This is a genomic window from Variovorax sp. RCC_210 (genome assembly GCF_041355175.1).
In the GTDB taxonomy this organism is placed as follows: Bacteria; Pseudomonadota; Gammaproteobacteria; order Burkholderiales; family Burkholderiaceae_C; genus Variovorax.
In genome coordinates this window covers 178,134-192,822 of sequence record NZ_JBFUPJ010000017.1, presented here as the reverse complement: position 1 = coordinate 192,822, position 14,689 = coordinate 178,134, and the positions used below count along the sequence as shown (strand labels likewise).

Here is a 14,689-nt window from a genome sequence, read left to right as displayed (position 1 = left end):
CCCGCACAGCGGCATCGGCGGCATCGCGCCTATGTCCAGAATCAAATCGTCAAGAAACAACCTCTTGACGCTTCACAGCTAGTCCGCCTCGGACGCCGGTCGGCGTTCACTCCGCCGGCCAAGCGCCCCCCGCTCTTTCAACGCCACGGGGTACCGCCATGTCACATCCTCAACAACGATTCTTCGTCGCCGGTGTGAAGCAGTTCCTGCCGTCCTACTTCAGGGACCGCTCGGTCGTCGAAATCGGCAGCCTCAACCTCAACGGCTCGGTGCGCGAACTCTTCGAAGGCTGCAGCTACCTGGGCATGGACGTGGGCGAAGGCCCCGACGTCGACCTGGTCTGCCATGGCGAGAACTACGGCGGCGCCGCGAACGGCACGGACGTGGTGATCTCCTGCGAGGCCATGGAACACAACCCGCAGTGGAAGAAGACCTGGCTCAACACCCTGCGCCTGGTGAAGGACGACGGCCTCGTCGTCATGACCTGCGCCACCCCGGGGCGGCGCCAGCACGGCACGGTGGAGTTCAATCCCTCCGATTCACCCTTGACGGTCGGCCAGCACCAGAACCACTACCGCAACCTGGCCGCCGCCGACTTCACAGCCCTGCTGCAGCACGACGCCTGGTTCTCTGTGTGGGGCTTCTTCGAAGACCGCAGCAGCCACGACCTGTACTTCTTCGGCGTTGGCCCGGAGGCCGACGAACCGACCCGTGCGCAGGCGCTGGCGCTTCACGCGGCGTTGAAGGAGCACTATCACCAGGTGAACGTGCTGGGCCGGTACTGAGGCGCAGGAAGCAAGCAGCAGGGCCCGAGACCAGAAACCCGGAGACGTGAGCCCCCATGTCCACCCTGCCCCGGCTCAACTTCACCTCGCTGTCTTCGCACGAGACCTGCGGCGACATCGTGGAGGCCTTCAGGCTGGCGGCGCAGAGCCTGGGCTACCCGACGCGTTTCACGCCCTGCTACATCGTGCCGGGGGAAATCAACATCCTGTTCTTCTTCTGGGATGTGCCGTGGGAGCACATCGAGCAGCACCACCCCGATTGCATCGTCGTCAATTTCGAACCGATGGTGCACGGCACCCATGCATGGAACGAGCGCTACCTCGATGTGCTGAAGCGCTGCTATCTCTGGGAGTACAGCAAGTCGAACTTCCAGCGGCACCGCCAGCTGGGCTACCGGAACGCCGACTACGTCGCGCTCGGCTGGGAGCCCGGCGCGGCCGAGATCCTGCCGCTGGCCGACGTGCTGCCCGACGCGCAGCAGGACATCGACGTGGTCTTCTTCGGTTCGCTGACGCGGCGGCGCATCGACATCCTCGAAGGGCTGATGGCGCGCGGATGGCGCGTCGAAGTCAATCGCGGGCGCGCCTGGACGCTGGACGAGCGCAACGGCTTCCTGCGCCGCGCCAAGATCGTGCTGAACCTGCACAACTGGGAGGCGTCGCGCGTGGTCGAAGTGCCGCGCCTGTCGATCCTGCTGCGCCATCGCAAGGCGGTGGTCTGCGAGCTGTACCCCGACAGCGAGGTCGAGGCGCCGGTGCGCGATGCGGTGGTCGGCGCGCCGTACGAGCGGCTCATTGAAACCATCGAACAGCTGCTGGCCGACCCGCCCCGGCGCGAGGCGCTCGAGCGCGACGCGCTGGACGTGTTCAGCCACGCGTTCGCACCGCCGCTGGTGGGGCCGGCCATCGACCGTTTCCTGGACTGGCGCGCGCAGCAGCCCGACCGCTTCGGGGCCACGGCCATGCCGCGCGTGACGGTGTGCCTGACCGTTGGGGACTCTCTGGATGCACCCGATGCGCGCGATGCGCTGTCGCAGAGCTTGCGGGCCTGGTCGGCGCAGCAAGGGGTGTCGCTGCACGTGGTGCTGGTGGCCCCGGCGGAAGCGGACTGCCTGCCCGCCCTGCTCGCTGAAGCGGGCATCGTCGATACGCAACTGATCTCGCTGCCGGTCGCTTGCGACCGCGCCACCGCCCGCAACCTCGCATTGGCGCAGGCACAGGGCGACGGCATCGTGTTCTCCGACGCCGGAGACATCCCCTCGCCCGAGCGCCTGCAGCGCCAGGCGGCCCTGCTGCAGGCGTGCGCGACCATCGACATCGTCGGGTGCTGGTGCGACACGCCAGACGGCGCGTTCGAGTTCGCCGAGCGGCACCAGGACATCCTCGTGGAATTTCTCGGGCCCCGCCCGCTGCAGCTGTCGGCGTGCATGGTGCGCCGCAGCTTCCTGGCGCGCAGCGGCGTGCGCCACGACCCGGAATTCCCGGTGCACGACGACCTTCACATGCTGTGCAAGAGCGCCGCCGCGGGGGCGCGTTTCGCGGTACTGCCGCAGCTGCTGCACAGGCCGGCGACGCTGCCGTCGACCCTGGATGCCGATGCTTCAGCGGCACTCGCCGCCCGGGCGCGTGCGCTGGTGCTGGCCTGCCTGTTGCCGAAATCGACGGGCGAAGCCTTGCACCAGATCGCGCAGCTCTATGCGCTGTACTGGCCACCGACGCTGAATTTCGCACAAGACCTGCTGCACGCCCTGGCGCACGCCTGCTTCAAGCCGGCCGCGCCGCCGGAGCAGCAATGGGTCGAGCACGAGACCTTGACGCGCGCGCTTCGCCACGAGGCGTTGCGCCTGCTGCGGATCTTTTTCGACGCGGGGCTGGCGGACAGGGACTGGCTGGAACGCCAGTTCATGGTCCCCGAGGTCGCCCAGTTCCTGGCGCCGGCGTCCAACGAGTTGCCGGTGCGGGTGTTCAGGCACGCGCAGGATGCGCCGGCTTCATCGCTTGCATCGCCAGCCCCGCTCCAGGGCGACGCCGGTTAGCGCAGGCGCTTAGGCCGTCAGGTCACCGCGCGACAGGAGGCGCCGCGCACCCTGGTAAGGCGCCGAACCCATGAGCTCGGTCCACGACGGCGCTGCCGATGGCGGCAGCAACGCCCGGCGGCGCGCCTCGCTGGCGGCATCGCCCACCCAGCGGCCCGTGTCGCGTGCCGCGCCGAAGCCGTCCAGCAGGCTGTCGAGCGGCGCGCCGTCGCCGACGCTCTGGTTGCACAGCATGGCCAGGTCGCAGCCCGCGTCGATGGCCGCCAGCGCGGCATCGGCGTAGCTGAGCAACTGTCCGTCGATGTAGCGACCCGCCTCCATGCTGAGGTCGTCGCTGAAGATCGCGCCCTCGAAACCCAGCCGCTGCCGCAGCACTGCCCTGAGCCACTTCGACGAAAAGCCCGCGGGCCGCTTGTCGACCTTCGGGTAGATCACGTGCGCGGGCATCACGGCGCTGAGCGTGCCCGCGAGCCAGTCGTAGGGCTGCGCGTCGTCGCTCAGGATGTCCTTGAGCGCGCGCTGGTCGACCGGAATCTCGACGTGCGAGTCGGCCGTGACAAAGCCGTGCCCCGGAAAGTGCTTGCCGCAGTTGCGCATGCCCATCTGCAGCATGCCGTGCATGACGCTCTTGGCCAGCAGCGCCACCACGCGCGGATCGCGGTGGAAGCTGCGGCTGCCGATGACGCTGCTGCCGCCGTAGTCGAGGTCGAGCACGGGCGCGAAGCTGAAGTCGACGCCGCACGCGCGCAGCTCGCCGGCCAGCACCTGGCCGACGGCCGTCGCGGCCTGGGTGGCGCGCAGGGCGTCGCGCATCCACAGCTCGCCCAGCGCGCGCATCGACGGCAGGTGGGTGAAGCCGTCGTTGCGAAAGCGCTGCACCCGGCCACCCTCGTGGTCGACGCAAATCAGCAGGTCGGGCCGGATCGACTTGATCGCGGCATTGAGCGCGGCCATCTGCGCGCGGTCTTGCCAGTTGCGGGCGAAATGAATCACACCGCCCACCAGCGGGTTCGCCAGGCGCCGGCGGTCGGCGTCGGTGAGCGCGGTGCCGGCCACGTCGACGATCAGCGGCGCGTGCACGGCGCGGGGGCGTTCGAGCCCGGGGGTCATAGCTTCTCCACCACCACGAAGCTCGCGGCGTATTCGGTTTCGTCGGTCACGGTCACATGGGCAGTGAGGCCCTGCGCCTCGAACCATTCCTTCAGCTCGCCATGCAGCACGATGACGGGCTTGCCGCTGCGCAGGTTGGCGATTTCGCACAGCCGCCAGCTCATGGGCATGCGCATGCCCATGCCGACGGCCTTGCTGAAAGCCTCCTTGGCGGAAAAACGGGTCGCCAGGTAGCTCAGGCCGCGCTTGGGCCAGCGCGCGCTGCGCGCCTGCCAGACCGCGAATTCGGCGTCGCTGAGCACCTTGTGGGCAAAGCGTTCGCCCTGTCGCTCGAAGGTCGCGGCAATGCGACGCAGGTCGCAGATGTCGGTGCCAATGCCGTAGATCATGCGGCGGCGACGTTCACTGCGCCTCGCTGATGCAACGCAGGTAGTCGCGCGTGGCGGCGGCGTAGCCGAGCTCGAGCGCATCGGCCACGAAGGCGTGCCCGATGGACACCTCCTGCACGCCGGGCACGGCGCGCAGGAACGCCGTGAGGTTGTCGCGGCTCAGGTCGTGCCCGGCGTTCACGCCCAGGCCCGCGGCCAGCGCGGCGCGCGCGGTGTCGGCATAGCGCGCGAGCACGGCTTGTTCTTCAGGCGTGCCGCGCGAGGCGGCATAACCCTCGGTGTAGAGCTCGACGCGGTCGGCGCCCACGGCCTTCACCGCGGCCATCATCTCGGGAATCGGGTCCATGAACAGGCTGACGCGCACGCCCAGCGCGCGGGCCTCGGCGATCAGCGGGCGCAGGCGCTCGGCGTCGTCGGGAAAGGTCCAGCCGTGGTCGCTGGTCGACTGGGTTTCGCTGTCGGGCACGAAGGTGGCCTGGTGCGGCTTGAGCGCGCGCACGAAGTCCATCAGGTTCTGGAAGGGGTTGCCTTCGATGTTGAACTCGACGGCCGGCCAGTCGTTGGCGAGCAGTTCGGACAGGTCGCTCACGTCGTGCGCGCGGATGTGGCGCGCGTCGGGCCGGGGGTGCACGGTGATGCCCTGGGCGCCGGCGGCCAGGCAGGCCTGCGCGGCCTTCACCACGCTCGGAATGCCCAGGTGGCGCGTGTTGCGCACCAGCGCGACCTTGTTGAGGTTGACGGACAGCGCGGTGGCGGTGGACGTGGGGGCGTGGCCTGAAGTGCTCATAGTGCTTGCAGATCTCTCATCATTTGCCGCGTGCGCAGCGTGGACACGCCGCAATGGTAGTTGAGCAAGGCGCGCAGCTGGTTGCGCAGGGCGCTGTTGCTGCCGGTGTTCATGACGGCAATTTCGCGCAGCGTGGCGGAAAAAGGCGCGCGATCGTCCAGCACCTGTTGCAGCGCCCGCCAGTCGATACCGGCCAGCGCGGCCTCGCCAGCGGCGGCCTGGCGCAGGCCGGCCTCGGGCACGAGGCTGTAGCGCACGTCGTCGTCCAGCGGCTCCAGCGTGAGGGTCTGCACTTCGAGCGAAGGCAGCAGGCCCACCTCTCGCAGCAGGATCAGCTCGAACGCCCGCAGCGCCGCCGCCTGCGTGGCGGCCTGGGCGCCGGCGTGCTCGCTCGCCAGCACCTGCACCACGCCCGCGTAGGCGTCGAACAGCGCCTCGTGCGCATCGTCGCGCGCCAGCAGGCGCAACAGCAGTTCATTGACGTAGTAGCCCGACAGCAGCGCCTCGCCGGTCGGCATGACGTGCCCGCCCATCCATTCGGCGCCCTTGAGCGTGCGGATCTCGGCGTCGCCGCCGTAGTTGAGCTGCAGCGGCTGCAGCGGCAGCAGCACCGGGCGGAAGTTGGAACTCGGCCGCTTCGCCCCCTTGGCCACCAGCGCGATGCGCCCGTGGTGCCGGGTGAAGACCTCGAGGATCAGGCTCGACTCGCTCCAGTCGTAGCGATGGAGCACATAGGCCGGTTCGTGCGAAACGCGGTGGGCAGCGGCCACTTCATTCGTAGCCGAAGGAGCGCACGCGGGCCTCGTCGTCCGCCCAGCCGGAGCGCACCTTCACCCACAGTTCGAGGAACACCTTGGCGTCGGCCAGCTTCTCGAGCTCGACGCGGGTCTCCATGCCGATGCGCTTGATGCGCTCGCCCTTGTCGCCGATCACCATGGCCTTGTGGCCGTCGCGCTCGACCACGATGGTGGCGGCAATGCGCAGCAGGCGCTTCTGGCCCTTTTTCTGCGGCGGCTCTTCCTCGAACTTGTCGATGATCACGGTCGAGGTGTAGGGCAGTTCGTCGCCGGTCAGGCGGAACAGCTTCTCGCGCACCAGCTCGCCGGCCAGGAACTTCTCGCTGCGGTCGGTGAGCTCGTCCTCGGCGTAGAACCAGGGTTGCTCGGGCAGGTATTTTTCGCAGATGCCGAACAGGCGCTCGACGTCCTTGGCGTTCTTGGCCGACATCGGCACGAACTCGGCGAAGGCGTGCTTGGCCTGCATGGTCTGCAGCCAGGGCGCGATGTCGCCACGGCGGTGCACGTTGTCGAGCTTGTTGGCCAGGAGCACCGTCGGAATGCCCTTGCCCAGCAGCTTGAGCACGCGCTCGTCGGCGGGCGTGAAGCTGCCGGCCTCGACCACGAAAAGAATCAGGTCCACGTCGCCGACCGCGCCCTGCACGGTCTTGTTGAGCGACTTGTTCAGCGCGTTGGCATGCAGGGTCTGGAAACCCGGCGTGTCGACGAACACATACTGCGTGGCCCCCAGCGTGCGCATGCCGGTGATGCGGTGGCGCGTGGTCTGCGCCTTGCGCGAGGTGATGCTGATCTTCTGGCCGACCAGCGCGTTCAGCAGCGTCGACTTGCCCACATTGGGCTTGCCGACGATGGCGATAAGGCCGCAGTGCTGCGGCCCGGTGGCAGGCGCATCGCCTGCGGTGTCTTCGGGTCCCGCTACGGGATTGATAGCATCGTTCATTCTGATTTCACGCGGCGCCGCGTGCCTTGAGCCGGATCAACATGGCGGCGGCCGCCGCCTGCTCGCCAGCGCGGCGCGAGCCGCCGATGCCGCGTTCGCGAAGGCCCAACTCGGGCACCTCGCACTCGACATCGAAAGTCTGCTTGTGCGCGGCGCCCAGTGTGGCGGCCACGCGGTACACCGGCAGCTTCATTTTGTGACCCTGCAGCCATTCCTGCAATTCGGTCTTCGGATCCTTGGCCGCGGCTTCCATGCGCGGGTTGATTTCCACCGCCTCGTACAGCCGGTGCACCAGCGACTGGGCGGCGGCAAAGCCGGCGTCGAGGTAGACCGCGCCGATCAGCGCCTCGAGCGCGTCGGCCAGGATCGACGGCCGGTTCGGGCCGCCGGAGCGGGCCTCGCCCTCGCCCAGCTTGAGCAGCGGCGACAGCGCCAGCCCCACAGCCAGGCGGTGCAGGGTGTCTTGCTTGACCAGGTTGGCCCGCACGCGCGACAGGTCGCCCTCGGGCAAGGCCGACAGGCGGATGTACAGCAGGTGAGAAACCGCCAGGTTCAGCACCGAGTCGCCGAGAAACTCCAGGCGCTCGTTGTGATCGGACGAAAAGCTGCGGTGCGTGAGCGCGAGCTGGAGCAGCCGCGGGTCGGAGAAGGTGTGCTGGAGACGCGCTTGCAGCGCGACGAGGCTGCCGTCCACCTTTTTGAGCGCCGCGTTCAGCGGGACTCGCCCTTGTACTTGAGGGTCAGGTAGGCCGGGCCGAACAGCGGGATCTCGCGCTCGTACGCATACGAGACCACCACCTTGTCGCCGACCTTCTTGATGTCGAGGTCCTTGCCGCTGACCGACTTGAAGTCGTCGATGGCCTGGGCCCGATCGAAGATGGCGCGCACTTCCGGCACCGTGGAGCCTTCCTTGGCCTTGTTGGCGGCCTTGTCGATCGCCTGCCATTCGATCAGCGTCGGAATGACCTGCGCGACGACCACGCCCAGGCAGCCCAGCACCACCGCGACGAACACCAAGCCGACGAACGAAATGCCGCGTTGCTGCGCAGCCCTGCTGCGGACTGACCGATGTGTTCTCATGCCCTCTTACCCCTCGAACGATGCAGATAGCTCTGCTTATTGAAACGGACCGATGCGACCCAGATCGCCGAAGTTCATCCAGACAAAGAACGCCCTGCCCACGATGTTGTTGTCTGGCACGAAGCCCCAGAAACGCGAGTCGGCGGAATTATCGCGGTTGTCGCCCATCATGAAATAGCTGCCGGCAGGCACCTTGCAGACCACGCCTTCGACCGAATAGCGGCAGTTCTCGCGGCCCGGGAAGTCGCTGGCGCCGGGCACGAAGGACGGCGCGGCTTCGTCGTTCAGGATCTTGTGCTGCTTCTCGCCGAGCTTCTCGTCGTACTGCTTTAGCAGGCGCATCGACTCGTTGTCGAGGTAGTCGGCATCGGGCTGCTTGGACACCGGCTGGCCGTTGATCGTGAGCTTCTTGTTCAGGTAGGCCACTTCGTCGCCCGGAATGCCGACCACGCGCTTGATGTAGTCCATGCTCGGCTTGGGCGGGTAGCGGAACACCACCACGTCGCCGCGCGCCAGCGGCGTGCCGCTGGTGACCTTGGTGTTGATCACCGGCAGGCGCAGGCCGTAGGTGAACTTGTTGACCAGGATCAGGTCGCCGGTCAGCAGCGTGGGCATCATCGAGCCCGAGGGAATCTTGAAGGGCTCGTAAAGGAACGAGCGCAGCAGGAACACCACCAGGATCACCGGGAACAGCCCGGCGGTCCAGTCCAGCCACCAGGGCTGCATCAGCAGCCGCTCGCTCGACTTCGCGTCGGCGGTGTCGACCTGCTTGATGCCCTGCTCGGCCAGGCGCGCATTGCGCTCGGCCAGCGAGGCTTCCAGCTTGGCGGCCGCGCGCTCGCGCTTCGGCAGGAAGTAGAAGCGCTCGCCCAGCCAGTACAGGCCGGTGATCACCGTGGCCAGGAACAGCAGCAATGCGAAGTTGCCTTCGATCGCGCCGAAATACCACGAGCCGACATAGGCAGCGAAAGCCGCGAGGACCAGGGAGGTGATGAGTGCCATTTTTGTGATCAGTCTTCGACTTGCAGAATCGCGAGGAAGGCCTCTTGCGGGACTTCGACGGAGCCGATCTGCTTCATTCTTTTCTTGCCGGCCTTCTGCTTCTCGAGCAGCTTCTTCTTGCGGGAAATGTCGCCGCCGTAGCACTTGGCCAGCACGTTCTTGCGAAGGGCCTTGATTGTCTCACGCGCAATGATGGTGACCCCGATGGCCGCCTGGATCGCCACGTCGTACATCTGGCGCGAAATGATCTCGCGCATCTTCGACACCACCGCCCGGCCGCGGTACTGCGACTGGCTGCGGTGCACGATGATGGACAGCGCGTCGACCTTGTCGCCGTTGAGCAGGATGTCGACCTTCACCACGTCGGAGGCGCGGTACTCCTTGAACTCATAGTCCATGGACGCGTAGCCGCGGCTCACCGACTTCAGCTTGTCGAAGAAGTCGAGCACGATCTCGCCGAGCGGCATCTCGTAGGTCAGCATGACCTGGCGGCCGTGGTAGGCCATGTTCAGCTGCACGCCGCGCTTCTGGTTGGCCAGCGTCATGACCGAGCCCACGTATTCCTGCGGCATGTACAGGTGCACGGTGACGATGGGTTCGCGAATCTCGGACATGCGCCCGACGTCGGGCATCTTGGACGGGTTCTCGACCATGATGACTTCGCCGTCGTTCTTGACCACCTGGTACACCACGCTGGGCGCGGTCGTGATCAGGTCCTGGTCGAACTCGCGCTCCAGGCGCTCCTGCACGATCTCCATGTGCAGCAGCCCGAGAAAGCCGCAGCGAAAACCGAAGCCGAGCGCCTGACTCACTTCGGGCTCGTAGCGCAGCGACGAATCGTTGAGCTTGAGTTTTTCCAGCGCGTCACGCAGCGAGTCGTACTCGCTCGCCTCGGTGGGGTACAGGCCCGCGAACACCTGCGGCTGGATTTCCTTGAAGCCGGGCAGCGCCTCGGTGGCCGTGGCGGCGGCACCGCCGGTGCCAGGCCTGATGAGCGTGACCGTGTCGCCCACCTTGGCGGCCTGCAGCTCCTTGATGCCCGCGATGATGTAGCCCACCTCGCCCGCTTCGAGCGTGGCGCGCGCTTCGTTGGCCGGAGTGAACACGCCGATGCTGTCGGCGTTGTACATCGCGCCCGAAGCCATCATCTTGATGCGCTCGCCCTTCACCAGGCGACCGTCGACCACGCGCACCAGCATCACCACGCCGACGTACGCGTCGAACCAGCTGTCGACGATCATCGCGCGCAGCGGACCGTCGGGGTTGCCGCGCGGCGCGGGCATGCGCGCGATGATGGCTTCGAGGATCTCGTCGATGCCGACGCCGGTTTTTGCCGAGCACGGAATCGCGTCGGTCGCGTCGATGCCGATCACGTCTTCGATCTCGGTGCGCGCGTTGTCGAGGTCCGCGTTCGGCAGATCGATCTTGTTGAGCACCGGCACCACTTCGACACCGAGGTCGAGCGCGGTGTAGCAGTTGGCCACTGTCTGCGCTTCGACGCCTTGCGATGCATCGACCACGAGCAGCGCGCCTTCGCATGCGGACAGCGAGCGGCTCACTTCATAAGAGAAGTCGACGTGGCCCGGTGTGTCGATCAGATTGAGGTTGTAGACCTGCCCATCGCGTGCCTTGTAGTGCAGCGCGGCGGTCTGTGCCTTGATGGTTATCCCACGCTCTTTTTCGATGTCCATCGAATCGAGCACCTGCGCTTCCATCTCGCGTTCCGCGAGGCCGCCGCAGCGTTGGATCAAACGGTCTGCGAGCGTCGACTTGCCGTGGTCGATGTGCGCAATGATCGAGAAATTTCTGATGTGATTCATCAACGGGAACGCTTAAGTACTTGAATTGGCTCGGCCGCAGAGTGCGACGGGCAAGAAAAAAGGGCGCGTCTTCTGGAGACGCGCCCTGAACCAACAAGCAATGGCAACTGCAGTAGTTGGAACTTCATTGTAGGCAAAAAGGGAGGCACGTACATCCGGGAACAGGGTCCAAAGGGGTCGTTGCAGGTCCACAACATCAAAGATATAAACAGGTTATCAACAGGATCGGTGGAGCACTTGCTGAACAACTTGTGGGCGATCTGTGGAGCACCGGTGGACTGCCGTCTAACATCTCGCATCGTGAAGGCCGAGGCACTCCTTATGCGCTGACCGACCACCGAGGGTGCTCTATTCTACCGAAATCCGTCCTTAGCCTTCTTTAAAGTTAGTTTTCACTAACAAAAAACGATGCTTTCGACGTCCAAGATTTTTTTGATGGGCAGGGCCGGAACGTCGTAAACACCTCAAAAAAACGGCCCCAAACCCGACTGCCGGGTGGGGCCACTTGACGCCAGCGCCGTATCAGCGTGCGGGCCGGATCAGGGCGTACTGCGCCCAGTCGCCCCGGCGGAACAGCACGCTGAGCGCCTTGCTCTTGTCGGCCTTGCCGACGGCGGACTCGAATTCCTTCGTGTTCGCCACCTCTGCGTTGCCCACGGCCAAGATGATGTCGCCCTCTCGCAGGCCGGCACGGGCAGCGCCCTCGTTGGCTGCATCGACCTTCACGCCGCCCTTGATCTTCAGCTCTTTCTTCTGCGCGTCGGTCAGGTCGCTCACTGCGAGACCCAGCGATTTCGCGGCGGCGGATGCCGGCGGCTTCGGTGCGGGTTCGTCGCGATCAGCTGCGCGCTTCGCAGGCTTGTCGGGCTCGATCTCGGCAATGGTCACGCTCAGGTCGCGCGAGGCACCTCGGCGGAACACCGTGAGCGTGCTCTTGGTGCCTGGCTTGGTGTTGCCCACGAGGCGCGGCAGGTCGCTCGGCTTCTCGATGGCCTTGCCGTCGAACTTGGTGATGACGTCGCCCGGCTCCACGCCGGCCTTCTCGCCCGGCGAACCGGCCTCCACGCCGCGCACCAGCGCGCCCTGCGCCTTGCCCAGGCCGATGGCCTCGGCCACGTCCTTCGTCACTTGGTCGATCTGCACGCCGATGCGCCCGCGAGAAACGCGGCCGGAGGTGCGCAGCTGGTCGCTCACGCGGATCGCCTCGTCGATCGGAATCGAGAAAGAGATGCCCATGAAGCCGCCCGAGCGCGAGTAGATCTGGCTGTTGATGCCCACCACTTCGCCACGCATGTTGATCAGCGGGCCGCCCGAGTTGCCGGGGTTAATGGCCACGTCGGTCTGGATGAACGGCAGGTACTCGCCGGTGTCGCGCTGCTTCGCGCTCACGATGCCGGCGGTCACGGTGTTCTCCAGGCCGAACGGCGAGCCGATGGCCATCACCCACTCGCCTACGCGCAGCTTCGAAATGTCTCCGACCTTCACCGCGGGCAGGCCCGTGGCCTCGATCTTCACCACGGCCACGTCGGTGCGCTTGTCGGCGCCGACGATCTTGGCCTTGAACTCGCGCTTGTCGGGCAGCGTGACCAGCACCTCGGAGGCGTCTTCCACCACGTGCGCGTTGGTCATCACGTAGCCGTCGGCCGTCAGGATGAAGCCGGAGCCCACGCCGCGCGGACGCTCTTCTTCCTGCGGCTGCTGCGGGCGCTTCGGGGTGGGACCCTGTCGCGGCTGGCCGGGCTGCCCCGGAATGGGCTGGCCGAAGAAGCGGCGGAAGAACTCCTGCATCTCCTCGTCCATCTCGCCATTGCCGGCGCGCGGCGTGACCTTCTCGACGGTGCGGATGTTGACGACGGAGGGGCCGACCTGGTCGACCAGGTCAGTGAAATCGGGCAGCGTGCGCGTCTGCGCATGGGCGGATTGCACCGGAACGAAAGTGGCGCTCGCGGTCAGCGCGAGTGCGAAAGCCAGCAGACCGGAACGAAGCTTGTGTCCCTCGACTTTGAAGATCATCGGTTTTCTTTCAAAAGAACAGAGCGGCTAGAAACGATGGGTATGAGTCTGCGCTGCGTGCTTGGTTCAGCGCAATAGGCGCCGGGCGCGCCCGTGCCACAAATCAGCACGTGCATCAGCGCGTGCGCGCGAGACTCTGGGCGAATGCGTTGAGCGTTTGCTGCGGCACCTCGCCAACGGCCGTCAGCCACCAGTCGCTGTTCGGCTCCGGCAGGCGGCGGCGGATGGCGTTGGTGGCGCCGATGGTCAGCACACCGTCTCGCGGCGCGCGCGCGGCGTCGTAGCGTTCGATGAACAGCGACACCGAGGCCAGGCCGTCGGAGAAGGTCCACTGGACCGTGGCGGCGTCCTGCTTCGGCTTGCCGCTGCTGTCGCCAGTTGCCGCGGTTGCGGTGGTCGCCGTGGGCCGACGGAAGAAACTTCGCGGCTTGAACCCGGCCACGGGCGCGTTGAGCGTCCAGCCCTCGTCCTGCGCGTTGCTGCGCTCTAGCTCGAGCTTCTCGACGCGGTAGCCGGCGGTGTTCGACATCATCTGCGACAGCGCCTGCGCCTTCACGGGCGCATCGAGCTGCAGTTCGGAGAACGCCGACTGCTCCACCACGCGCGAATCGCTGTCGATGGTCTGCAGCTTCACCACCAAGCCCGAGCGGCGCTCGCTCCAGATGCGATAGCCGAAGCGCAGGGTGTCGTGCGGCACCAGTTGCACCACGTCGGCGTCGAAACCCGCCACGCGGTCCTTGCCGATGGCGCGCACGTCGTAGAAGTCGCCGATCGATCCGTCGGGCTTGTCCGGCAGGTTCGGAAAGAGGTCGAGGTTCTCGCGCTTCTCGACCTTTACGACCTTCGCTTCAGGCAGGAAGGTCATGACGCTGCGGTTGCGCCGGAAAGTGGAGCGCTGCGGCCCCGACAACGCCTCGATGCGCTCGATCTGATGCTCGCCGTCGCGCACATGCCAGATGCGCGCGCTCGACAGGTCGCCGCCCGGCGCCGAGACCACGAAGGTCCCGATGTAGTTGCGCTGGCGGGCGCCGGCGTGCATGCGCTGCAGCCACTCGGTCACGCTCATCGCGGGCGGTTCGTCGGTCTGGGCCGTTGCGGTGGCGCTCTTCGCGTTCGCGGCACCCGAGCGGGTTTGCGCGGTCGCAGCCTGCGCGAGGCAAAAAGCAGCAAACACAAGCACGCAGGCGCGTGCGGAGATCGGCATCTGAACGGTCATCAAGGGCGGCTGCGGGCGCGCGCGGTCAGCGCGTCGGGCCCTCGAAGGTGGCGTTGCGCAGGAAACCGGAAGGCATTTGCGAAGCACCGCCAGCCTGCTGGTGCGCTTCGAGCAACTGGTCGAGGCGCGGATCGCGCAGCATCACCTGCGGATTGCCGTTGCCGACGATCACACGGGTCGGGGTGAGCGTGTTGGTGGCGGGCAGGTCGCTGTTGACGGCGGCCGCAGCCAGCACCGAATTCACCGCCGGCTGCTGTTGCTGCTGCACCGACGCCACCTGAGGGCCGGCCTGCTGCACCGCCGAGCCGTTGCCGACCAGCGTCCAGCTGATGGCGGCCACGGCCATCAGCGACGCGGCGCCAGCCACCAGCTTCCAGCGGAACACAGGCTCGTTGGCTGCCTCCGCCCGGCGCTGCACGGGCAACGCCACCGGAGCGGCGACAGGGATCACGACCGGCGCGAGCACCACGGGCTCGGCCGCCAGCCGCTGCTGGAAGCGCGACAAAAACGCCGAGGTGTCGGTGCATTGCGCGTGCGAGCCCGAACGCAGCACGTCGCCGGCCACATGGATTGCCTGCCAGGCCGCGCGCGCCTCGCCGTCTGCGCAGACCGCCTCGATCGCCTGCGCGAACGCCTCGCCCTGCAAATGACCATCCGCAAGTGCGGACACCTGTTCCCGAACCGTCATCGTCTGATTCATTTCATTCACCTGCT

Annotated in this window: 14 protein-coding genes; 2 read left to right on the top strand and 12 right to left on the bottom strand. The window is 66.6% G+C overall.

The window, feature by feature from the left end:
* The first annotated feature begins 158 nt into the window (after positions 1-158).
* On the top strand, positions 159-785 hold the full coding sequence (locus tag AB6807_RS33820) for a hypothetical protein (RefSeq protein ID WP_371087979.1): 627 nt from the start codon (positions 159-161) through the stop codon (positions 783-785).
* Between the two features lie 56 nt (positions 786-841).
* Positions 842-2,821 carry a glycosyltransferase gene (locus tag AB6807_RS33815; RefSeq protein ID WP_371087978.1) on the top strand — a complete coding sequence of 660 codons (1,980 nt, stop codon included), beginning with the start codon at positions 842-844 and terminating at the stop codon, positions 2,819-2,821.
* Between the two features lie 9 nt (positions 2,822-2,830).
* Here the strand turns inward: AB6807_RS33815 and nagZ are convergent, their stop codons facing one another.
* The 12 genes from nagZ to AB6807_RS33755 all read right to left on the bottom strand — a co-directional run bounded on the left by nagZ (position 2,831) and on the right by AB6807_RS33755 (position 14,675).
* Entirely contained in the window at positions 2,831-3,931 is a 1,101-nt protein-coding gene (gene nagZ / locus AB6807_RS33810; RefSeq protein WP_371087977.1) for a beta-N-acetylhexosaminidase, read from the bottom strand.
* Positions 3,928-4,320, bottom strand: a complete 393-nt coding sequence (gene acpS / locus AB6807_RS33805; protein WP_371087976.1) for a holo-ACP synthase — start codon at positions 4,318-4,320, stop codon at positions 3,928-3,930. Before acpS ends, nagZ begins: the two co-directional genes overlap by 4 nt.
* Positions 4,321-4,333: 13 nt before the next feature.
* Complete coding sequence (locus AB6807_RS33800) at positions 4,334-5,107, bottom strand: pyridoxine 5'-phosphate synthase (protein WP_371087975.1); 774 nt, start codon at positions 5,105-5,107, stop codon at positions 4,334-4,336.
* Positions 5,104-5,877 (bottom strand): DNA repair protein RecO, encoded by a 774-nt coding sequence (recO, locus tag AB6807_RS33795; RefSeq protein ID WP_371087974.1) that lies wholly within the window; start codon positions 5,875-5,877, stop codon positions 5,104-5,106. The genes AB6807_RS33800 and recO overlap by 4 nt, the downstream gene beginning before the upstream one ends.
* Position 5,878: 1 nt before the next feature.
* Positions 5,879-6,844 carry a GTPase Era gene (era, locus tag AB6807_RS33790; RefSeq protein ID WP_371087973.1) on the bottom strand — a complete coding sequence of 322 codons (966 nt, stop codon included), beginning with the start codon at positions 6,842-6,844 and terminating at the stop codon, positions 5,879-5,881.
* Positions 6,845-6,851: 7 nt separating this feature from the next.
* On the bottom strand, positions 6,852-7,538 hold the full coding sequence (gene rnc, locus AB6807_RS33785; RefSeq protein ID WP_116908265.1) for a ribonuclease III: 687 nt from the start codon (positions 7,536-7,538) through the stop codon (positions 6,852-6,854).
* A 17-nt stretch (positions 7,539-7,555) separates the two neighbouring features.
* Positions 7,556-7,924, bottom strand: a complete 369-nt coding sequence (locus tag AB6807_RS33780; protein WP_116908266.1) for a DUF4845 domain-containing protein — start codon at positions 7,922-7,924, stop codon at positions 7,556-7,558.
* Positions 7,925-7,960: 36 nt separating this feature from the next.
* Positions 7,961-8,926 carry a signal peptidase I gene (gene lepB / locus AB6807_RS33775; protein ID WP_116908267.1) on the bottom strand — a complete coding sequence of 322 codons (966 nt, stop codon included), beginning with the start codon at positions 8,924-8,926 and terminating at the stop codon, positions 7,961-7,963.
* Between the two features lie 8 nt (positions 8,927-8,934).
* Positions 8,935-10,746 (bottom strand): translation elongation factor 4, encoded by a 1,812-nt coding sequence (lepA, locus tag AB6807_RS33770; protein WP_116908268.1) that lies wholly within the window; start codon positions 10,744-10,746, stop codon positions 8,935-8,937.
* A gap of 522 nt (positions 10,747-11,268) precedes the next feature.
* Positions 11,269-12,759 (bottom strand): DegQ family serine endoprotease, encoded by a 1,491-nt coding sequence (locus tag AB6807_RS33765; RefSeq protein ID WP_371087972.1) that lies wholly within the window; start codon positions 12,757-12,759, stop codon positions 11,269-11,271.
* Positions 12,760-12,874: 115 nt separating this feature from the next.
* On the bottom strand, positions 12,875-13,975 hold the full coding sequence (locus tag AB6807_RS33760) for a MucB/RseB C-terminal domain-containing protein (RefSeq protein ID WP_116908270.1): 1,101 nt from the start codon (positions 13,973-13,975) through the stop codon (positions 12,875-12,877).
* 25 nt (positions 13,976-14,000) lie between these two features.
* Positions 14,001-14,675, bottom strand: a complete 675-nt coding sequence (locus AB6807_RS33755; RefSeq protein WP_371087971.1) for a sigma-E factor negative regulatory protein — start codon at positions 14,673-14,675, stop codon at positions 14,001-14,003.
* Positions 14,676-14,689: the final 14 nt, after the last annotated feature.